This is a genomic window from Halomonas sp. ABH4_019, from assembly GCF_056159885.1.
Genome location: NZ_JBSWWC010000001.1, coordinates 1,047,273 through 1,065,153 on the forward strand (window position 1 = coordinate 1,047,273; position 17,881 = coordinate 1,065,153).

The 17,881-nt window shown below is 68.8% G+C and carries 23 protein-coding genes; 13 read left to right on the top strand and 10 right to left on the bottom strand.

What is annotated here, in order from left to right; all coding sequences use genetic code 11:
• Positions 1 to 92: 92 nt before the first annotated feature.
• On the top strand, positions 93 to 1,157 hold the full coding sequence (locus ACXAFN_RS04710) for an NAD(P)H-dependent flavin oxidoreductase (protein ID WP_474986630.1): 1,065 nt from the start codon (positions 93 to 95) through the stop codon (positions 1,155 to 1,157).
• A gap of 214 nt (positions 1,158 to 1,371) precedes the next feature.
• Here ACXAFN_RS04710 and ACXAFN_RS04715 read toward each other — a convergent pair whose 3' ends face one another.
• Together ACXAFN_RS04715 and ACXAFN_RS04720 are read right to left on the bottom strand one after the other, a co-directional pair.
• Positions 1,372 to 1,722, bottom strand: coding sequence for a VOC family protein (locus tag ACXAFN_RS04715; protein ID WP_474986631.1), 351 nt, complete (start codon positions 1,720 to 1,722; stop codon positions 1,372 to 1,374).
• Between the two features lie 172 nt (positions 1,723 to 1,894).
• Positions 1,895 to 2,599: an FMN-dependent NADH-azoreductase gene (locus tag ACXAFN_RS04720; RefSeq protein ID WP_474986632.1), complete on the bottom strand. Its 705-nt coding sequence runs from the start codon at positions 2,597 to 2,599 to the stop codon at positions 1,895 to 1,897.
• A gap of 121 nt (positions 2,600 to 2,720) precedes the next feature.
• Here ACXAFN_RS04720 and ACXAFN_RS04725 point away from each other — a divergent pair, with 121 nt between their 5' ends.
• Complete coding sequence (locus ACXAFN_RS04725) at positions 2,721 to 3,656, top strand: LysR substrate-binding domain-containing protein (protein WP_474986634.1); 936 nt, start codon at positions 2,721 to 2,723, stop codon at positions 3,654 to 3,656.
• Positions 3,657 to 3,700: 44 nt separating this feature from the next.
• Here ACXAFN_RS04725 and nfsA read toward each other — a convergent pair whose 3' ends face one another.
• The 3 genes from nfsA to ACXAFN_RS04740 all read right to left on the bottom strand — a co-directional run bounded on the left by nfsA (position 3,701) and on the right by ACXAFN_RS04740 (position 5,982).
• A complete protein-coding gene (gene nfsA, locus ACXAFN_RS04730; RefSeq protein ID WP_474986635.1) occupies positions 3,701 to 4,432 on the bottom strand; it encodes an oxygen-insensitive NADPH nitroreductase in 732 nt (243 codons plus the stop codon).
• Between the two features lie 87 nt (positions 4,433 to 4,519).
• The gene (locus ACXAFN_RS04735; protein ID WP_474986637.1) at positions 4,520 to 5,134 is read right to left on the bottom strand and encodes a LysE family translocator; all 615 of its coding nucleotides are present in this window, start codon (positions 5,132 to 5,134) and stop codon (positions 4,520 to 4,522) included.
• Positions 5,135 to 5,148: 14 nt separating this feature from the next.
• The gene (locus ACXAFN_RS04740) at positions 5,149 to 5,982 is read right to left on the bottom strand and encodes an AraC family transcriptional regulator (RefSeq protein WP_474986639.1); all 834 of its coding nucleotides are present in this window, start codon (positions 5,980 to 5,982) and stop codon (positions 5,149 to 5,151) included.
• A gap of 176 nt (positions 5,983 to 6,158) precedes the next feature.
• On the opposite strand from ACXAFN_RS04740, the gene ACXAFN_RS04745 reads away from it, so the two are divergent.
• The 3 genes from ACXAFN_RS04745 (at position 6,159) to bfr (ending at position 8,853) form a co-directional block, all read left to right on the top strand.
• Positions 6,159 to 6,923, top strand: coding sequence for a DUF1499 domain-containing protein (locus tag ACXAFN_RS04745; protein ID WP_474986641.1), 765 nt, complete (start codon positions 6,159 to 6,161; stop codon positions 6,921 to 6,923).
• A 98-nt stretch (positions 6,924 to 7,021) separates the two neighbouring features.
• Positions 7,022 to 8,230: a nicotinate phosphoribosyltransferase gene (gene pncB, locus ACXAFN_RS04750; protein ID WP_474986643.1), complete on the top strand. Its 1,209-nt coding sequence runs from the start codon at positions 7,022 to 7,024 to the stop codon at positions 8,228 to 8,230.
• Between the two features lie 155 nt (positions 8,231 to 8,385).
• Positions 8,386 to 8,853, top strand: coding sequence for a bacterioferritin (gene bfr / locus ACXAFN_RS04755; protein ID WP_474986645.1), 468 nt, complete (start codon positions 8,386 to 8,388; stop codon positions 8,851 to 8,853).
• 165 nt (positions 8,854 to 9,018) lie between these two features.
• Here the strand turns inward: bfr and ACXAFN_RS04760 are convergent, their stop codons facing one another.
• The gene (locus ACXAFN_RS04760) at positions 9,019 to 9,552 is read right to left on the bottom strand and encodes a YgjV family protein (protein ID WP_474986647.1); all 534 of its coding nucleotides are present in this window, start codon (positions 9,550 to 9,552) and stop codon (positions 9,019 to 9,021) included.
• A gap of 200 nt (positions 9,553 to 9,752) precedes the next feature.
• The gene (locus ACXAFN_RS04765; RefSeq protein WP_474986649.1) at positions 9,753 to 10,115 is read right to left on the bottom strand and encodes a hypothetical protein; all 363 of its coding nucleotides are present in this window, start codon (positions 10,113 to 10,115) and stop codon (positions 9,753 to 9,755) included.
• Positions 10,116 to 10,261: 146 nt separating this feature from the next.
• On the opposite strand from ACXAFN_RS04765, the gene ACXAFN_RS04770 reads away from it, so the two are divergent.
• Both ACXAFN_RS04770 and ACXAFN_RS04775 read left to right on the top strand, forming a co-directional pair.
• Positions 10,262 to 11,059 (top strand): EAL domain-containing protein, encoded by a 798-nt coding sequence (locus ACXAFN_RS04770; protein ID WP_474986651.1) that lies wholly within the window; start codon positions 10,262 to 10,264, stop codon positions 11,057 to 11,059.
• Positions 11,050 to 11,937: a GGDEF domain-containing protein gene (locus tag ACXAFN_RS04775; RefSeq protein ID WP_474986653.1), complete on the top strand. Its 888-nt coding sequence runs from the start codon at positions 11,050 to 11,052 to the stop codon at positions 11,935 to 11,937. Before ACXAFN_RS04770 ends, ACXAFN_RS04775 begins: the two co-directional genes overlap by 10 nt.
• Positions 11,938 to 11,949: 12 nt before the next feature.
• Here ACXAFN_RS04775 and ACXAFN_RS04780 read toward each other — a convergent pair whose 3' ends face one another.
• Positions 11,950 to 12,582: an SDR family oxidoreductase gene (locus ACXAFN_RS04780; RefSeq protein ID WP_474986655.1), complete on the bottom strand. Its 633-nt coding sequence runs from the start codon at positions 12,580 to 12,582 to the stop codon at positions 11,950 to 11,952.
• Between the two features lie 171 nt (positions 12,583 to 12,753).
• Between ACXAFN_RS04780 and ACXAFN_RS04785 the strand changes: the two genes are divergently transcribed.
• Complete coding sequence (locus tag ACXAFN_RS04785) at positions 12,754 to 12,969, top strand: DUF3820 family protein (protein WP_474986657.1); 216 nt, start codon at positions 12,754 to 12,756, stop codon at positions 12,967 to 12,969.
• A 21-nt stretch (positions 12,970 to 12,990) separates the two neighbouring features.
• The gene (gene arfB / locus ACXAFN_RS04790) at positions 12,991 to 13,404 is read left to right on the top strand and encodes an alternative ribosome rescue aminoacyl-tRNA hydrolase ArfB (RefSeq protein ID WP_474986659.1); all 414 of its coding nucleotides are present in this window, start codon (positions 12,991 to 12,993) and stop codon (positions 13,402 to 13,404) included.
• 47 nt (positions 13,405 to 13,451) lie between these two features.
• Here the strand turns inward: arfB and ACXAFN_RS04795 are convergent, their stop codons facing one another.
• Together ACXAFN_RS04795 and ACXAFN_RS04800 are read right to left on the bottom strand one after the other, a co-directional pair.
• A complete protein-coding gene (locus tag ACXAFN_RS04795) occupies positions 13,452 to 13,898 on the bottom strand; it encodes a hypothetical protein (protein ID WP_474986661.1) in 447 nt (148 codons plus the stop codon).
• Positions 13,899 to 13,996: 98 nt separating this feature from the next.
• Positions 13,997 to 14,470 (bottom strand): GNAT family N-acetyltransferase, encoded by a 474-nt coding sequence (locus tag ACXAFN_RS04800; RefSeq protein WP_474986662.1) that lies wholly within the window; start codon positions 14,468 to 14,470, stop codon positions 13,997 to 13,999.
• Positions 14,471 to 14,689: 219 nt separating this feature from the next.
• On the opposite strand from ACXAFN_RS04800, the gene ACXAFN_RS04805 reads away from it, so the two are divergent.
• From ACXAFN_RS04805 to ACXAFN_RS04820, 4 genes are read left to right on the top strand one after another with little or no spacing between them, the layout of a single operon-like run.
• Positions 14,690 to 15,256 (top strand): diguanylate cyclase, encoded by a 567-nt coding sequence (locus ACXAFN_RS04805; RefSeq protein ID WP_474986664.1) that lies wholly within the window; start codon positions 14,690 to 14,692, stop codon positions 15,254 to 15,256.
• The gene (locus ACXAFN_RS04810) at positions 15,253 to 16,368 is read left to right on the top strand and encodes a beta-ketoacyl-ACP synthase III (RefSeq protein WP_474986666.1); all 1,116 of its coding nucleotides are present in this window, start codon (positions 15,253 to 15,255) and stop codon (positions 16,366 to 16,368) included. Before ACXAFN_RS04805 ends, ACXAFN_RS04810 begins: the two co-directional genes overlap by 4 nt.
• Positions 16,365 to 17,054 (top strand): hypothetical protein, encoded by a 690-nt coding sequence (locus ACXAFN_RS04815; RefSeq protein WP_474986667.1) that lies wholly within the window; start codon positions 16,365 to 16,367, stop codon positions 17,052 to 17,054. Before ACXAFN_RS04810 ends, ACXAFN_RS04815 begins: the two co-directional genes overlap by 4 nt.
• Positions 17,041 to 17,877, top strand: a complete 837-nt coding sequence (locus ACXAFN_RS04820; protein WP_474986668.1) for a DUF6999 family protein — start codon at positions 17,041 to 17,043, stop codon at positions 17,875 to 17,877. Before ACXAFN_RS04815 ends, ACXAFN_RS04820 begins: the two co-directional genes overlap by 14 nt.
• Positions 17,878 to 17,881: the final 4 nt, after the last annotated feature.

The window sequence follows — 17,881 nt, forward strand, 5'->3', positions numbered from 1 at the left end:
ATACCTCGCCTTTCAAGATCAATAATTCTATTTTATTCTCAATTTGAGAATCAATGAAAGCCATCGTTTCCGCACTCATGGAGGCCGTTCACATGCCATCGTCGCATCCCCTGACCGCCCGGCTGGGCATCCAGCCCATCATCCAGGCGCCCATGGCCGGCGTGGCCACGCCGGCGCTGGCGGCGGCCGTATCGAATGCCGGCGGCCTGGGCTCCCTGGGGATCGGCGCCAGCGGCGTCGACCGGGCACGGGAGATGATCGAGCGGACCCAGGCGCTGACGACCCGCCCGCTCAACGTCAACGTCTTCTGCCATGCCCCCGCACGGCGCGACGCGGCCCGGGAAACGGCCTGGCTCGAGCACCTGGCGCCGCTGTTCCGGGAAAGTGGCAGCGAGCCGCCAACCGAGCTCGATGAGATCTACCGCAGCATCAAGGAGGACGATGCGGCCTTCGAGATGCTGCTCGAGACGCGCCCCGCCGTGGTCAGCTTTCACTTCGGCGTGCCGTGCGAGGCACGGATACGCGCCCTGCGGGAGGCCGGCATCTACACCCTGGCGACGGCGACGAACCCGCAGGAGGCGTGCGATATCCAGGCGCGGGGCATAGACGCGATCGTGGCTCAGGGCTTTGAAGCGGGTGGGCACCGCGGCTGCTTCGACCCGGAGGCGAACGATGAAAACCTGAGCACGTCGGTGCTCGTTCGCCGGCTCGTCGAGGAGACGACGCTGCCGATCGTCGCGGCCGGCGGCATCATGGATGGCCGGGGCATCCGCTCGGCCCTGGCGCTGGGCGCCTGCGCCGCCCAGCTGGGAACCGCCTTCATCCTGTGTCCCGAATCGGCGGCCAACGAAGGCTATCGCGCGAACCTCAGGAGCGAACGCGCCGCAGAGACCCGCATGACGTCGGCACTCTCGGGACGACCGGCGCGCGGCATCCTCAATCGCCTGATCCGTCATGCCGATGCCACGCCCGGGATAACGCCTCCCGCCTATCCGGTGGCGTACGACGCGGCCAAGCGGCTCAACGCGGCGGCGGCCGGGCTAGGCCATCATGAATTCGCGGCCCACTGGGCCGGACAAGGCGCGCCGCTGGCACGCGAACTGCCCGCCGGAGAGCTTATGAAGCGGTTGCTCCAGGAATGGCGGGGCGGCGCCTGACGGCACCGAGAGGAAACCATGTCCCTTGCCGGCCGCCTGAGCGGACAGCGACATCCGTTCCATCCTGCCCTATCGGTCAGGGCGCGCCTTCCAACCGTATCGCCGGCTCCCCGCTGGGTCACTCGTCCGGTTCGAGGCGAGAGGAAAAGCCGTCACCGTCGAGCGCCTGCCGCCTGGCCGACGAGACGCGTCATCGACCGAAAGGCGTCGATGCTCACTCATGCTGCAGGATATTGACGAGTCGACCGAAGGGGTCGCGGACGTAGAAGCGCCGCACGCCCCAGGGCTCGCTGACGGGCCCGTATTCGATGGCCACGCCCGCCTCCTCGAAGCGCGCCAGCGCGGCCGCAAGGTCGTCGACCTCGATGGAGAGATCGGGCACCGGCGTGCCCGAGCCGCCCTCGGCGCCGAAGCTGACCTGAACCCGCATCCGCTCGTCGGAGCCGTAGGTGCGAAACCAGCCGTGATCCATGAGCCGTTCCAGGCCCAGGATGCCCCCGTAGAAGGCTTCCGCCTGGTCGAGTTCTTCCGTGGCCACATTGGCCATGATGCGTTTCACCCTCATCCCTCACCTCGGCTGTCGTGACCTGGCATATTGAGGCAGCGCCCGCGCCGTGGGCGTCCCACCTCCAGCCAGCCTAGAAGCCGGCGGCAGGGCTGTCAGGTGGCCCATGATCGGGCACGCCCGCCCCGCCGGCTCGGGCCAAGCAGGGCTTCCAGCGTCCGGTCATCGCCCCTCAGACGGTCACGGCCGGCTCACGGCTGGACAGGGATTGCGCCTGAAGCTCATCGATCAGCGCCTCGATGCGGCGCTCCGCCGCCTCGATGGAGGCGGCCAGGGGCTCACCGCCCTCTTCCTGGTGCTCAATGGCCACCCGGTGGATGCGGGTGATGCCGATGAATTCCAGCACCGTGGAAAGCCCCGGCTCCAGGTGGTTCATGTGGGCCAGCTCGCCGCCGGGGTCGAAGCCGGCACCGCCCCGCGACGACAGGATGATGGCGTGGCGCGGCCGGTCGGCCAGCAGCGGCGTGAAGGGAGCGTCCGGGCGGCTCGGGTCGTAGTCCACCGTGCGTCCCATGCGCACCACCTGATCCACCCAGGCCTTCAGCGCCGCCGGCATGCCGAAGTTGTACAGCGGGGCGCCGATCACCAGGACATCGGCGGCCATGAGTTCGTCGATCAGCCGGTCGCTCTCGTCGAGCACCGACGCCATCCAGGGCTCCTGGCGCTCCGGGGGCGTGAAGGCCGCCTGGATCCAACGCTGGTCGATGAAGGCCGGCGGCGTGCCGCCCAGGTCACGCCGGGTCACGGTGGCCTCCGGCTGGCGAGACCGCCAGCCGCTGACGAAACGGTGGGTGAGGCGACGGCTGAGGGAACCGTGCTCGTCGGTACCGGCGAGGCCGGGGCGGGCGCTGGCGTCGAGTTGCAGGAGATGGGGCATGTCGGGCTCCTTGTCTTGTGAGATGAACTCACTCATCGTTGATGGTGAACTGAGCCTATTCCCAGCCCAGCAGCGCCACAAACGATGAATATTTGCCGGTACAAGTGAGTTGATCTCAGCCATGAACCCTCGCCGACTCCCCTCGCTGTCTGCCCTGCGCGCCTTCGAGGCCGCCGCCCGCCACGAGAGCGCCAAGCAGGCGGCCCAAGAGCTGTCCGTGACAGCCACGGCCATCAGCCACCATATTCGCGGCCTGGAGGATGCCCTCGAGGTGGCGCTGTTCGTGAGAAAGCCCCGGCAACTGTTGCTCACGCCCCAGGGGCGCGAGCTCTTCCAGACCCTGGAGACGGCCTTCGACAGCATCGGGGAGACCCTGGCGCGGCTGCAGGCGCCCCCCGCCCGCCAGGCCGCCACGCTCAGTACCACCCCGGCGGTGGCGGTGCGCTGGCTGCTGCCCTGGGTGTGCCTGCTGCGAGAGTCCCACCCGGAGATCGACCTGCGTATCCACGCCTCCCACGAGCCGATGGCGTTGGACGGCGTGGCCGCGGACCTGGCGATTCGCTACGGCGATGGCCAGTGGCCGGGGCTGGTGGCGGAAAAGCTGTTCGACAATACCTTTATTCCGGCCTGCAGCCCGCAGTTGGGGCTGACTGAGCCGTCCGGGCTGCCCGACCATCCGCTGATCCACTTTCGGCCCCAGTGCGCATCGGTGGCGCCACTGGACTGGGCCGGCTGGCAGAAGCGGGCCGAAGTGCCGGGGCTGGACGTGAACGCCGGACTGGTATTCTCCGACGAGACCCACGCCGTCTCCGCTGCCATCGGCGGCCAGGGCGTGGCGCTGATGAGCCGCCAGCTGATCGCCGACGAACTGGCGGAGGGTCGCTTGGTACAGCCCTTCGGGCCGGCGCTGGAGGGTAAGCCGTTCTACTTGGTCTACCCGGAGGGCCGGCGCGAGGACCCGACGATACAGGCGATCCGCGACTGGGTATTGAGGGTGCCCGGCGGGCTGTGCCCGCCGCCGGACGACGCGCGGGAGCACACCACCGAGCGCCGGTGACGCAACCCCCACGCATCATGCCGGCGCTGGGGCCGGCGCCGAGCTCACTTCATCTCGAAGCCGCGCTCGATCAGGAAGTCGCGCATATGGGGGCGCAGCTTGGTGTCGAACAGCGGGGTGAGGTTGCGCGACCAGTCGGAATCCTTGTTGCCGCCGCTGCGCTGGCGATAGTACTGCTGCATGGTGTCGTCGAAGGCCGCCACTTGCTCGTCGTCCGCATCGTAGCGATCCGTCTTGAGGATCGCCTCCACCGGCAGCCGCGGCTTCACGTCCGGGTCATGAGCCGGGTAGCCGAGACACATGCCGAATACCGGGAAGACATGCTCCGGCAGGTGCAGCAGGTCGCTGATGGCCTGAGGGTTGTTGCGAATGCCGCCGATGTAGCAGATGCCCAGGCCTTCGGATTCGGCGGCCACCGCCACGTTCTGCGCCATCAGCGCGGTGTCGACGCTGGCCACCAGCATCTGCTCGGTCATGCCGCGCACCACGTTGGCGCCGGTGCGCTCGGAGGCCTCGGTGGGACGCTTCATGTCGGCGCAGAACACCAGGAAGTCGGAGGCGCTGGCCACATAGCCCTGGCCGCCGGCGAGCTCAGCGATCGCCTCGCGATTCGCCGGGTCGGTGACGTGGATGACGCTGTAGGCCTGGACGTGGCTGGAGGTCGCCGCGGCCTGGCCGGCGCGGACCAGCTCCAGCAGCAGCTCGTGGGGTATCTTCTGCTCGGTGAACTTGCGCACCGAGCGATGGGACTTCAGCAGTTCGATGGTCGGGTTCATGAGGCCTCGTGGAAGTCGATATCGATGGTGTCGAACCCCACCAAGATACTTAACCGGCTCACGATCTTCCATCGTGATGACGGCGCCTCACCCCAGACCGGCGGTGAGCGGCAGCCAGACGTGTTCATAGCCGATCGACATGGAGACCCCCACCAGCAGGGCCGACATCGCCAGGCTGAAGCCCCAGAGTACCGAGGGATTCTCGATGCGCCGCCCCAGCAGGGCCCCCATCAGCGCGTAGCTGCCGGGAGCGCCGGTTGCCAGCACGGCCAGCGCGAGCGACCAGGCCAGCAGGCCGAGGCCATGGATCCCGGCGGCGGGGAACTGGATGGTGACGATCGGCAGGGTCGCGATGATGCCCTTGGGGTTGCAGAGCTGCATGATCAGGCCGTCACGCAGGCGCAGCACCCGCGGCGCCTGTCGCGCGGCCTCCAGGCCGATGCTCGAACGGGCGATCTTGATGGCCAGGTAGAGGATGTAGCCACAGCCCAGAGCCGCCACCAAGGCCAACAGGTCGCCCCCCACCCAGGCGGCGCCAATCCAGCCGAACATCACGAACAGCACCAGCATGGCCAGACCCACGCCGAGGAAGAACCCCAGCGAGGTTCTGGCCTGACCGTGGAGACCGGCATTCAGGCCGAGTAGATTCACAGGCCCAGGGGTGTACATGACGCCCAGGGCATAGGCGACGATCTCGAGCATGGGGGAATCCTCGTTCAGTCGATGACGTTTCGCTGGTACTGGAAGGGCGTCATGCCGTAGATGCGCTTGAAGCGGCGATTGAAATGACTGAGGTCGGTGAAGCCATAGCGAAGGGCCACGTCGCTGGGCACAGTACCGGCCTCCAGAGCAGTGCGCGCGGCATTGATCCGGCAGTTGATGACGTACTGGTGCGGCGTGATGCCGAACTGCTGACGAAACAGCCGCAGGAAGTGATACTTCGAGAGATGCGCGGCCTGGCTGATGTCGTCCAGCGACACGTCCTCCTCGAGATGCGCGAGGACATAGTCCTTGGCGCGCAGCAGCAGGGCATCGGCGCGACTGGCGGTGCCGCCCGGCTGGCACGCTCCGGCACGCCGCACCAGCGCCGTCGCCATGCGATTCAGGGCATGCTCCTGGTCGATGCGACTGCCGACCCCACTGGTCACCAGGTGCACCAGCTCCAGGATGGCGACGCGCAGGGTGGGATCCGACATCAGCGTCTCACTGTTTCTGAATCCGCCGGCGCACTCGTCCCCCAGCGCTGCGGCAAACAACGCCTCCAGCGGCGCCGGGGAGACATAGGCCATGACGTATCCGAGCGGACTCTCGCCACCCGGGTGGCCGTCATGTACCTCCTCGGGATTGAACTGGATGACGTGCCCCGGCGGGCTGCGATGAAACTCGCCGCCGCTGAAGAAGTCCTGTCGCCCGGACAGGGTGACCCCAAAGGCATATTCCTTGTGGGCGTGCCGGTCGTAGCTGAAGTCGCTCATTTGCGCATGGAGCACTGTGAGTTCGGGAATGAACCGACTCTTCACGTACTGAAACCGGCTGGGCCGTGTCGCCATGCCATCTCTCCTTGAGCACCAACCAGGCCAAGTCTAGGCCCTCTCCCCCGCCGCTGGCTTGGACATTATTGCGGACCCGCCCGGCGCACGGGTTCACTGCAGGGCATCGGCAAGCGGGCGCTTCGGGCACTATATTAGGAGGCTACGCCCAACGACGGAGGGAGGACGCTCGCACGATGTCATTGACCTTCAAGCCCCGCCCCCGGGGCGGCCGCTGGCCGGTGGCGCTGGCCTGGCTGGCCGCGGTGCTGCTGGCCGTGGCGGCGCTGCTGATGGGCGGCGCCGGGCCGGCCTATCGCCTGGAATGGCTGTCCCTCGGCGAGTCCTTCTCGCTGCTGCGCCGGGGCGCCCTGCTGTCCCTGGGAGCGGCCGGACTCGGCGTGCTGGCCTTCGTGGTGGCCGGCCTGTGCCGGCGCTGGAAGCCGGCCCTGGCGAGCATGCTGGTGATCGCCACGGTGGTGGCGCTGGTGGCACAGCCCCTGCAGCTGCGCGAGCTGGCCCGCAGCGTGCCGCCGATCCACGACATCACCACCGACCCGACGAACCCGCCCGCCTTCGAGGCGCTGGCCGAGGCGCGCCAGGCCGCGCCCAATGCGCTCGCCTACCCCCGCGACTTCGCCGAGCAGCAGCGCGCCGGCTACCCGAACCTGGGGCCGCTCGAGATCGCCCGCCCGCTCCCCGAGGTGCGCACCGCCGCCGAGGCCCTGGCCCGGGAGCGCGGTTGGGAGATCGCCGCCACCTCGGAACGGCGCATCGAGGCGATGGCCACCACCCGCTGGTTCGGCTTCAAGGACGATATCGTGATCCGCCTGACCCCGACCGACAGTGGCACGAAGGTGGACATGCGCTCGGCCTCGCGCCTCGGCCAGAGCGACCTCGGCACCAACGCGGCGCGCATCCAGACCTTCCTTGAGGACCTGGCCGCCCGCCTGCCTTCCTGATACCGCTGGACGGCATCGATTCGTCACCGAATAGTGAACACGCTACCATTATGGGCCGGCTCACGCCGGGCGCATCGTCACTCACTGGGAGTTCCTTCATGGCGGCCACCTACCGCGCCCCGGGTCAGATCATCACCTCGCTGCTGGATACCGACTGGTACAAGCTCACCATGATGCAGGGGGTACATCACAAGTATCCCAACGCCAGCGTGGCCTGGGAGTTCCGCTGCCGGGACGCCGAGGACCTGGCCCCCTACCTCGACGAGATCCGCGCCCAGATCGACGGCCTGGCGTCGCTGTCGCTTGGCGAGGCCGAGTCGGCCTACCTGGGCGAGTTTGCCTACCTGTCGCCGGACTTCATCCGCTTCCTGGAGCTGTACCGCTTCCGGCCGGAGTACGTGGACCTGCGCATGGAGGGCAGCGAGCTGTGCATCCTCATCGACGGGCCCTGGACGCACAGCATCCTGTTCGAGATCGTGATCCTGGCGATCATCAGCGAAGTGCGCAACCACACGCTGACCCCCGAGGCGAGCGTCGACCAAGCCGTGGAACGGCTGCGCGAGAAGATGGCCCGGCTGCGCCGCGACTACACGCCGGCCCAGCTGGCGAACTTCCGGCTGGCCGACTTCGGCACCCGTCGGCGGCTCTCCCAGCCGGTGCAGGAGGCCATCGTCGAGGTGCTGGCGGAGGAATTTCCCGGTCGCTTCGTCGGCACCAGCAACGTCGACATCGCGCGGCGCCACGGCCTGGCGCCGATGGGCACCATGGCCCACGAGTGGGTGATGGCCCACCAGCAGCTCGGCAGCCGCCTGGTGGACAGCCAGCGCGCCGCGCTTGAGGCCTGGGTGCAGGAGTATCGCGGCCACCTCGGCGTCGCGCTGACCGACACCATCACCCTGGATGCCTTCCTGGCGGACTTCGATCTGTACTTCGCCAAGCTGTTCGACGGCCTGCGCCACGACAGCGGCGACCCCATGGTGTTCGCCGAGAAGTGCATTCGCCACTACAAACGGCTGGGCATCGACCCGCGCGGCAAGACGCTGATCTTCAGCGATGCCCTGACCTTCGATTCGGCCATGGCGATCAAGACCGCCCTGGACGGGCGCATCGGCACCAGTTTCGGTATCGGCACCAGCCTGACCTGCGACCTGCCCGGCGTGAAACCGATGAACATCGTGATCAAGATGGTGGCCTGCAACGGCCAGCCGGTGGCCAAGATCTCCGACGCCCCGGGCAAGGCGACGACCCGCGACCCGGAATACGTGAACTACCTGAAGAGCGTGTTCGGGGTGCCGCCCGCCGCCTGAGGGCGGCGCCAGGAAAAGAGCGAGACGCGAACCCTGGACCGAATGCGAATCGCACGCAAAGATAGTCTCAACCACCTGAAAATAAAAGAAAAATTGACCAATCACGGAGCGCACACTAGGATGCCTGCCAGACATTCTCGCCAGGGAAGGACACCATGCAAGGCAACCCGCAGATCATCGACGCCCTGAACGGCCTGCTCGCCGCCGAACTCGCCGCCATGGACCAGTACTTCGTGCACGCCGAGATGTACGCCGACATGGGGCTGAGCAAGCTCCACGAGCGCATCGACCACGAGTTCTACGACGAGAAGGGCCACGCCCAGAAGCTGATCGAGCGGATCCTGATGCTCGAGGGCAAGCCGGACATCCACACCCGCACCCCGGTGCGCATCGGCCAGGACGTGGAGGAGATGCTCGCCAACGACCTGCAGCTGGAATACGAGGTGGGCGACGCCCTCAAGGCCGCCATCGCCCTGTGCGAGCGCGAGCGCGACTTCAACACCCGCGCCATCCTGCTGCCGCTGCTCTCCGACACCGAGGAAGACCACGCCCACTGGCTGGAGCAGCAGCTGCGGCTGATCAAGCTGGTCGGCCGCGAGAACTACCTCGTCGCCCAGATGTAAACCGGGCGCCCCTGCCCGCCTCACCTCGCGCCGTCCGGCCCTTCACGCCGCAGCCGCCCAGCAACAGCGCGGTGCGCCACGCCCCCGCTCGGCTGGCCGAACAGGCCGAAGCCGAGCGGGTAGACGCGTGCAAGGGGGCCGAGACCGCCCGAGGCCGGATCCGACTCAGCCGCTACCGCCCAGCCCGAGGCGGCGGGCGGCGCGGCGCAGCCGCCAGATGGTGATCAGGTTGGTCACGAGTATCAGCGTCTCGGCGAGGGTGCCGCCGATGGAGCCGGCCAGCAGGTTGCTGATGATCCAGCAGAAGGCGGCCGCGGCCAGCGCCACCCGCATGGCGATGCCGCTCAGCATGAACATGCCATAGGTGCCCAGCAGCCCGGCCAGCAGGGCCGGCACGTCGCGGGGGCCGCTCCAGGTCAAGGCGGCGATCGCCAGGGTGGCGACCAGCATCGCGGCCATGATGCCGACGTGGCCCGGATAGCGGCGCACCAGGGCGATGCGCAGCACGATCAGCGCCGAGATCCCCGCCGCCACCCAGCTCTCGAACAACGCGAACTGGGCGGCGAAGGCCACGTTGGCGACCAGCAGCAGGCCGAACAACCGCTGGTCGCGCTTGCTGGCAAAGCCGATCACGCACAGCGCCAGCGCCACCAGGCTGACGCCCTGCCCCAGCAGCTCCCTCAGGCCGATATCGTCCATGCGCGGCTCCGGTGGATGGATGACGCGCCAGGGTAGCACGCGCCGGGCGGCCGAACCCGCCGCCTCGGTACCGCCCGCCTACGAAGCCGATCGGCTCCGACATGAGCGCCGAGGCAGGCATCGATGTCCCACGCCTCCCGCGAGGCGAAAATGTCTTCAGTTCATGCCCGCACGGCCGATAGACAGCCCGTCGGCGTCGCTCAGCGAGCGTCCGGCCGTGCCGCCAGGGCGCGGCGATATTCCTCGCGCCAGGCCGCCGCCTGGGCATCCGAGCCCTCGGGGAAGCGCCCCAGCGCCACCGCCAGCTCGAAGAACCCCGCCCGGGGCAGGCCCTCGCCCTGGCGGCTGACCACCAGGGCGGCGAGGAAGGGGCGCCCGGCCCTGGCGTCCTCGTGCATCAGTGCCTCCAGCGCCAGGGCGACGCGGCGTATGGTACGCGGCGGCGTGAGCTCCAGGGCCTCGGCGAGTCGCTGGTAGGTCAGCGGCAGCGCGGTCTCGGGAGCGGTCTCGAGCAGGTGGCGGACGCGCCGGATCAGGTCGGGGTCGGGCCGGGAATCGGGCACTTGGGCTCTCCAGTGGCGGGGTCGACGGGCCCGATCATGCCGACGGCAGCCGCGTCCGTCGAGTCGCGTCGCGCCGCTTTGTACAATGCCGACACCATAACGACACTGGGCCTCGCCACACGATGCCCAGACCTCGGGGAATCTTCATGGGACACTGTGCACGGACCGCGGGACGCTGCCGACGCTGCGAGGGCGCCCTGCCCTTCGACTTCATCATGGCCTTCCAGCCCATCGTCGACGTGGAGCGCCGCCGCATCCACGCCTATGAAGCCCTGGTGCGGGGCCTCGACGGCGAGCCGGCGAGGCAGGTGCTCGACCGGGTCACCGCCACGGAACTCTATCGCTTCGACCAGGCCTGCCGGGTCAAGGCCATCGAACAGGCCAGTCGGCTGGGCATGCGCGAGGCGCTGTCGATCAACTTCCTGCCCAACGCGGTCTACGAGCCCGAGGCCTGCCTCGAGGCCACCCTCGAGGTCTCGCGGCGGGTCGGCTGGCCGCAGGAGAAGCTGATTTTCGAGATCGTCGAGTCGGAACACGTCAGCGACCGCGACCACCTGATGGCCATCATCACCGCCTACCGGCAACGCGGGTTCCGGGTCGCCCTGGACGACTTCGGCACCGGCTACGCCAACCTGGACATGCTGGCCGACCTGCACCCGGACAAGCTCAAGCTGGATCGCCGGCTGGTGGCGAACTGCGACCGGGACCCGCGCCGCCAGGCATTGATCGAGGCCACCGTCCTCATGGCGCGCCGGCTCGGGCTGACGCTGATCGCCGAGGGCGTGGAAACCGCGGCGGAGGGCCGCTGGCTGCTGGAGGTCGGCATCGGGCTCCAGCAGGGCTACTACTTCGCCCGGCCGGCGCTGGATGCCCTGGCCGCGGTCCCGACGGCACGGATCGAGGCCCTCCACGCCGCCCCGCGGAGGGCCGACGCATGCCGCTGACCCTGACCGGGGCCGACGACATTCCGCGACTGATCCGCGCCGCCCCGATTGGCATCTCCATCACCGACGCCGCGGGACGCTACGTCATGGTCAACCCCGCCTACTGCGACTTCTACGGCTACGAGGAACGCGAACTGCTGGGGCGCCCCTTCACCATGATGGTCGCCCAGGCGCAGCGCCCGCGCCTGCAGGCGATGCACCGGCGGCTGATTCGCGGCGAGGAGGACCTGGCGCGGCGCCAGGAGTGGGAGGTGCGGCGCAAGAACGGCGAGCGCCGCACCGTCATCGCCGAGGCGGCACGCATCTTCGACGATGACGGCGAGGCCAAGAAGGTCACCTTCGTCACCGATATCACCGCGCGCAAGGCCCTGGAGCGCCGGCTCGACTACCTGGCCCGACACGATGAGCTGACCGGCCTGCTCAACCGTCGCGCCGGACTGGCCCGCCTGGAAGAAGAGCTGGAGCGGCACCGCCGACTCGGCGGGTCGCTGTGCGTGGCCATCTGCGACCTGGACCACTTCAAGCAGGTCAACGACCGGCACGGTCACGCGGTGGGCGACGAGGCCCTGCAGGGCGCCGCCGAGACGCTGCTGCGCGAGCTGCGGCGCTACGACGTGCTGGCTCGCCTGGGCGGCGAGGAGTTCTTGATCATCCTGCCCGGGGTGAGCCGGCCGGACGCCGAGGCCAGCCTCGAACGCCTGCGCCGCGCCCTGTCGGAGACACCGCTGGCCGGCCCCGGGCTGCGCCTCTCGGTCTCGGCCGGGCTGGCCGAAGCGGCCGGCGGCGAGGCCAGCCATGCCCTGATCGAGCGCGCCGACCGGGCGCTCTATCGCGCCAAGGCCGCGGGACGCGATCGCGTGCTGCCGGCGCCGGACTGAGCGCGTTCCCGCTCAGTCCAGCGCCGCGGCGATCTCGCGCTCGCCGTCCAGCAAGAGGAACTCGCGACCCGCCAGGTCGTGGGCCCGCACCAGGTGCAGCAGCGCCTCGGCCACATTGGCCCGGGACACGGTGTTCTCGCCCCCGGTCTCGCTCAGCGAGGTCGCCACGCGGCGGGTGGCCGGCGCGTCGATCAAGCGCCCCGGCTTGAGGATCGTCCAGGGCACGCCGGAGGCCTTGAGGTAGGCGTCCGCGGCCAGCTTGGCGGCCATGTAGGGGCGCAGCTTCTCGGGCGCCGCCTGGGGATCCTCGGCCCGCAGGGCGCTGACCATCAGCACGCGCGCGAGGCCCCGCTCGGCCGCCAGGTCCACGGCTCGCATGGCGCCGTAGAGGTCGATCAGCAAGGTCTTGTCGGGGCCGGTATGCGGCCCGGAGCCGGCGGTGAACACCAGCTGGTCGCAGCCCTCGACGGCGTGGGCGAAGTCGCCCTCCAGGTCGGCGACCACGCAGGGAATGTCGCGCTCCTCGAACCAGGCGCGCTGGTCCTCGCCGCGCACCATGGCCTTGATGGGCTCGCCGGCCGCCCGGGCCAGCTCGCAGAATTGCCGGCCGATCTGGCCGTTGGCACCGATCACCAGGGTCGTCATGGGATCTCCTCGTCGGGGTGACTGCCTTCGGTTCATGCGGGCCGACCCGGCGGGATTCAAGGGCGCCTCCCCTGCCGCCCATGGGCAAGGCCTCTCATGGGCTGGCCCCGCGCGCCCCGCTCACGTAACCTGCCACGTCATTCCACGAACCCCACGATGAGGAGCGGCGCCTTGCATCCCGAGGACCTGCAACGCCTGGTCACCCTGCGCATGCCCTTCGGCAAGCACGCGGGCACCCTGATCGCCGACCTGCCCGGCCCCTACCTGGCCTGGTTCGCCCGCGAGGGCTTCCCGGAAGGGCAGATCGGCCGGTTGCTGGCGCTGATGCACGAGATCGATCACAACGGCTTGTCCGACCTGCTCGAACCGCTCCGACATCGTGACTGAACGTCGACCGACGAGGTGATCATGCTGCGCATCTCCAACACCGTGGAGCTTCCCGATCACGAGATCGAGATCCACCAGATCCGCGCCCAGGGCTCGGGCGGCCAGAACGTCAACAAGGTCGCCTCGGCGGTGCACCTGCGCTTCGACATCCGCGCCTCCAGCCTGCCGGACTTCTACAAGGACCGCTTGCTGGCGCTCTCCGACCAGCGCATCAGCAAGGACGGGGTCGTCGTCATCAAGGCCCAGGAGCATCGCACCCTGGAGCTCAACAAGGAGGATGCCCTGAACCGGCTGCGCGAGCTGATCCGCCAGGCCATCCGCCAGCGCAAGACCCGCAAGCCGACCCGCCCCACCAAGGCCTCCCAGCGCCGGCGGGTCGACAAGAAGGTGAAGAAGGGCAAGACCAAGGCGCTGCGCGGCAAGGTCAAGCCCTGAGGACCACGGGGCCGGCCCAGGACACCGGCCGTGAGGGCCACGCCGGCTCAGCGGAAGGTATCGCAGACCGCGGTCTGCGCCGAGGGGTCGTGCCGCTCGGTATGGGTCACCGGGCCGCCGGTGGGCTCGATGGCCACGCGCCACTGGTGGTCGTGCTGCATGCCGTCGCAGTTGCCGGCGGTGCCGCCACCGAAGTTGGAATCGATCCAGTAGTGCACGGCGTAGTCGCCGTCTTCCATCAGCGCCCCGGGGAAGGTGAACGAGAAGCTCGGATCGGCCTCGGCGGAGACCTCGCCGGTCTTCACCGCGATGGTGTCGCCGTTGGCGGCGTCCACCAGCGCCGCCTGCAGGGCCTGGCCGCCGTGGGGGCCGTGGAAACTGGCGTCGCCCTGGAAGGTCAGGTCCTGCCCCTCGCTGGCGAGCGACGGGCAGGCCAGCAGCAGCGTCAGCGACAGGCCCAGGCCGAGCCGGGCGGCGCGTGTGGTCGTTTCCATGATGCCTACCTCCAGAGAATTAGCGTATACGGATTAACTGCGAGTATCCTCCCAGCATAGCCGCTACCCACGACACTGCCGATGTCGTCACGCGCGTCTCAGCGAACTCGCTGGGCGACCAGGTAGCGACAGCCTTCGGGCCCCGCTTCTCCCTTCGGCAGGGCCGACTCGGCGAAGCCCAGGCGACGGTAGAGCGCGAGCGCGGGATTGTCGGGATACACGAACAACGAACAGGTCTCGACGCCCAGGGCCTCGCCCCCGCGCGATGCCAGGCGTCGGATCAGCTCGGCGCCCAGTCCCCGGCCACGGGCGTGGGGCGCGACGGCGAGCCGCATCAGGTGGCAGCGCCCCCAGCGCTCGGCGTACTGACCGACGCCCAGCAGCTCCCCCGCGTCGCCCAGCAGGCCGAAGCTGGCCAGCTCGTCGAACCCCAGGTCATCCCGAAAGCCTGGTGCCGTGAAGGGGTAGCGAAAGGCCGGGCCACCCCAGCGCCGACAGCTGTCGGCGTCGGGAAACCAGCCTTGCAACGTCGTCAGCTGTCGCTCCTCGAGCGGTCGCAGATCATGAGTCATCAGATTCATTATGGCTTATATTCCACAATGCTACTCGTGCACCTCGCCCACCGGAGGCCTGACCGGGCGAGGAAGAAATAAAACGAGCGTTTGCATTTGCGCAGGGAGCGACTAGAATCATTTTCGAACAGCGTTTCCAAACGCCAATACCCCTCCATGGAAAGGAGAACTTGTCGTGTCGCCCACCGCTTCTCGCCATCACCGCCGCGAGGTCACCCCATGACCACCGATGCGCTGCTGATCCAGGTCCTGCTCTACGTCTTCCTGCCGCTCTGGGGCATCGCCGGCTTCGTCGACTGGTGCTGCCATCGCGCGACCCGCATCGAGGCCACCTCGGGGCTCAAGGAGTCGCTGGTCCACTCGCTGATGGGCATCCAGGTCGGCGCGCCGATCCTGCTGTGCCTGCTGTTCGAGGTCAACGTGCTGGTGCTGCTGATCTGCCTGGTGGCCTGGGTGATGCACGAGCTGGTCGCCCACTGGGACGTCCACTACGCCGCCACGCGGCGGCACATCAGCATCTGGGAGATGCACGCCCATAACTACCTGGCCAGCCTGCCGCTGTACATGCTGGCGCTGATCGCGGTGCTCAACGGCCCGGTGGTGGCGGACCTGCTGACGCTCGACTGGGCCGGCCAGCTGTCGCTGGTCCCCTTGACCGTGCCCCACGGCGGCGCCGGCTACCTGCCGGTCTACCTGACCTTCATGGCGGTGCTGGCGATCTTCCCCTACGCGGAGGAGAACCTGCGCTGCCTGGTGTTCGCCCTGAAGCGCAGGAGGTCGGCATGAGCGTCTACATCACCAGCACCGGCCATCATCTGCCCGGCGAGCCGGTCGACAACGACCGCATCGAGGAGGTGCTGGGCCGGGTCCATGGCAAACCCAGCCGGCTCAAGCGGCGCATCCTCGAGGCCAACGGCATCCGCACGCGCCACTACGCCATCGATGCCGCCCATCGCACCACCGTCAGCAACGGCGAGATGGCCGCGCTCGCCGGCCGCGACTGCCTGGATCGGGGCTACCTGCCCGACGCCCGCCTCGACATGCTCAGCGTGGCCACCAGCCAGGGCGACCTGGTGCTGCCGGGCTTCGGCAGCATGGTGCAGGCCGAGCTGGGCCTGCCGAGCCTGGAGCTGCACACCAGCCACGGCATCTGCTCGAGCAGCATGATGGCGCTGAAGGCCGCCTATACGGCGATCCGCGCCGGCGAGCACGGCAACGCCCTGGTGGTTGCCAGCGAGCTGGCCTCGCGGCTGTTCAAGGCCAGCCGCTTCGAGGCCGCCGGCGCCACGCCGGACTTCAACGCCGAGTTCCTGCGCTGGATGCTCTCCGACGGCGCCGGCGCCCTGCTGCTGGAGGATCGCCCGCGCGGCCTCAGCTTTCGCATCGACTGGATTCGCGGCGTGTCCCACGCCGACGCCTTCCCGGTGTGCATGAGCGTGGGTCGGCCCAACGCCCAGGGGCGCCACACGAGCTGGCAGGACTACCCCACCTACGCCGAGGCCGAGGCCGACGGCGCGCTGCTGATCCGCCAGGACGTGCGGCTGCTCGACCATCTGGTGAAGCTCGGCGTCGACGGCCTGCTGCGGCTGATCGATGAGGGAAGGGTGAGGGTCGACGAGGTCGACCACCTGCTGTGCCACTATTCGTCGCATCACTTCCGCGGCCAGATCTACGACATGCTGGTTCAGGCCGGCGCTGCCATTCCCGAGGAGAAGTGGTACACCAACCTCTACACCCGCGGTAACACCGGCTGCGCCTCGCTGTTCATCATGCTCGACGAGTTCCGCCGCACCCGTGAGCTCGCCGAGGGCGAGACCCTGCTGTGCTTCGTGCCCGAGAGCGGGCGCTTCAACAACGTCTACATGCACCTCACCGTGGTCAGGGAGGCCACCTCATGAGCGACAAGGTCACCACCCCCGAAGGCCAGGCCTGCCTGCAGGGCCTGATGCGCGTCTGGTTCGACTTCGAGCGCCAGCTCGGCCGGGTGCCGATCCTCCAGCGCCTGGAACGCGACCGCTTCACCGACGAGGACTACCGCCGGCTGCTGTGCCACCTGCGCCAGCAGGTGATCGAGGGCGCACGCTGGATCACCCGCGGCGCCTCGAGCTTCGAGCGCGACTTCGCCGACGTGCGCTCGATGGTGATCGAGCACGCCCGGGAGGAGCACCGCGACTACGAGATGCTGGAGGCCGACTACGTGGCGGCCGGCGGCGAGCGGGAGACGATCGTCGCGGCCGAGCGCAACGCCGGCAGCGAGGCGCTGCACGCCTTCATGATGTATCGCGCCGGCCAGCCCAATCCCGTCGACCTGATCGGCTCCATGTGGATCATCGAGGGCCTCGGCCACAAGATGGCCGACGACTGGGCCCGGCGCATCGACGCGGCCCTCGGCGGCGACGGCGGCGCCACGCGCTTCATGCGCTATCACGGCGCCAACGATGACGCCCACCTGGACAAGCTCTACGCGCTGCTCGACCGGGTGTGTCGCGGCGAGGCCGAGCGCCGCGCCATCCTGCGCACCGCCCGGGTGGTGGCGCGGCTGTACGCCCTGCAGCTCGAGGAGATCGATCATGAGCCGGCGTAGCCCCTTCCTGCGCGCCCTGGAGGCCGACGACACCCTGCCCATCGAGCGCGAGGCACTGCGGCTGTGGCTCGACGATCTGGAACGCCCCACCCGCTGGTCGCTGCGCCCGCTGCTGCAGCTGGTGCTGGGCGCGGTGCTGCACCTGACCTGGTTCTTCAAGCGCCTGCCGCTGCCGCAGTTTCGCGCCCACGGCCTGCTGCAGCGGCTGATCTGCTGGTTCTGCCGCCACGTGGTCAGCCCCGAGGCCAACCTGCTGATCCTGCGCCACTACGCCACCGAATCGAACGTGATCAACTTCCTGATCGACAACGGCGCCGCCGGCGAGGTCGAGCCGCTGGCGCTGTATCCGCGGCGCATCGAGGACATGCTCTCGGCGAGCTTCGTCGACCACGACCAGGAGCTGTTCCGGGCCTTTGCCGAGCTCGGCGAGCGCGGCCAGGACACGGCGCCGCGGCCCCCGGAGGCGCTGCGCTGGGATCACTGGCGACCGCTGGACATGGCCGAGTTCAGCGTCGAGCGCCGCAGTACCCAGGTGCTCGACTTCGAGAGCGCCCACGTGCTGTTCATGTGCCTGTTCTGCCTGCTGCTGACCCGCGAGGAGTACCGCGACGCCATCAACGGCTTCAACCTCGACCAGTCCATCGCCCTGCGCATCGGCCGGATCATCGACGAGCCGAACCTCGCCGAGCTGGCCTACAACAAGTACCCGCACTACCTGGTCGGGCCCTGGAACCTCAGCCAGCGCTTCCTGATGCACGGCTTCTTCACCGAGCACCTCTACACCCGCCTGGAGCGGCTGCGCCGGGAGGCCGCCCCGGCGTGACTTT

Bases quoted from the DNA above. Each gene is read 5' to 3' on its own strand.
- ACXAFN_RS04710 (WP_474986630.1), top strand. From the start codon at position 93: ATGCCATCGTCGCATCCCCTGACCGCCCGGCTGGGCATCCAGCCCATC.
- ACXAFN_RS04715 (WP_474986631.1), bottom strand. From the start codon at position 1,722: ATGAGGGTGAAACGCATCATGGCCAATGTGGCCACGGAAGAACTCGAC.
- ACXAFN_RS04720 (WP_474986632.1), bottom strand. From the start codon at position 2,599: ATGCCCCATCTCCTGCAACTCGACGCCAGCGCCCGCCCCGGCCTCGCC.
- ACXAFN_RS04725 (WP_474986634.1), top strand. From the start codon at position 2,721: ATGAACCCTCGCCGACTCCCCTCGCTGTCTGCCCTGCGCGCCTTCGAG.
- nfsA (WP_474986635.1), bottom strand. From the start codon at position 4,432: ATGAACCCGACCATCGAACTGCTGAAGTCCCATCGCTCGGTGCGCAAG.
- ACXAFN_RS04735 (WP_474986637.1), bottom strand. From the start codon at position 5,134: ATGCTCGAGATCGTCGCCTATGCCCTGGGCGTCATGTACACCCCTGGG.
- ACXAFN_RS04740 (WP_474986639.1), bottom strand. From the start codon at position 5,982: ATGGCGACACGGCCCAGCCGGTTTCAGTACGTGAAGAGTCGGTTCATT.
- ACXAFN_RS04745 (WP_474986641.1), top strand. From the start codon at position 6,159: ATGTCATTGACCTTCAAGCCCCGCCCCCGGGGCGGCCGCTGGCCGGTG.
- pncB (WP_474986643.1), top strand. From the start codon at position 7,022: ATGGCGGCCACCTACCGCGCCCCGGGTCAGATCATCACCTCGCTGCTG.
- bfr (WP_474986645.1), top strand. From the start codon at position 8,386: ATGCAAGGCAACCCGCAGATCATCGACGCCCTGAACGGCCTGCTCGCC.
- ACXAFN_RS04760 (WP_474986647.1), bottom strand. From the start codon at position 9,552: ATGGACGATATCGGCCTGAGGGAGCTGCTGGGGCAGGGCGTCAGCCTG.
- ACXAFN_RS04770 (WP_474986651.1), top strand. From the start codon at position 10,262: ATGGGACACTGTGCACGGACCGCGGGACGCTGCCGACGCTGCGAGGGC.
- ACXAFN_RS04775 (WP_474986653.1), top strand. From the start codon at position 11,050: ATGCCGCTGACCCTGACCGGGGCCGACGACATTCCGCGACTGATCCGC.
- ACXAFN_RS04780 (WP_474986655.1), bottom strand. From the start codon at position 12,582: ATGACGACCCTGGTGATCGGTGCCAACGGCCAGATCGGCCGGCAATTC.
- arfB (WP_474986659.1), top strand. From the start codon at position 12,991: ATGCTGCGCATCTCCAACACCGTGGAGCTTCCCGATCACGAGATCGAG.
- ACXAFN_RS04795 (WP_474986661.1), bottom strand. From the start codon at position 13,898: ATGGAAACGACCACACGCGCCGCCCGGCTCGGCCTGGGCCTGTCGCTG.
- ACXAFN_RS04800 (WP_474986662.1), bottom strand. From the start codon at position 14,470: ATGACTCATGATCTGCGACCGCTCGAGGAGCGACAGCTGACGACGTTG.
- ACXAFN_RS04805 (WP_474986664.1), top strand. From the start codon at position 14,690: ATGACCACCGATGCGCTGCTGATCCAGGTCCTGCTCTACGTCTTCCTG.
- ACXAFN_RS04810 (WP_474986666.1), top strand. From the start codon at position 15,253: ATGAGCGTCTACATCACCAGCACCGGCCATCATCTGCCCGGCGAGCCG.
- ACXAFN_RS04815 (WP_474986667.1), top strand. From the start codon at position 16,365: ATGAGCGACAAGGTCACCACCCCCGAAGGCCAGGCCTGCCTGCAGGGC.
- ACXAFN_RS04820 (WP_474986668.1), top strand. From the start codon at position 17,041: ATGAGCCGGCGTAGCCCCTTCCTGCGCGCCCTGGAGGCCGACGACACC.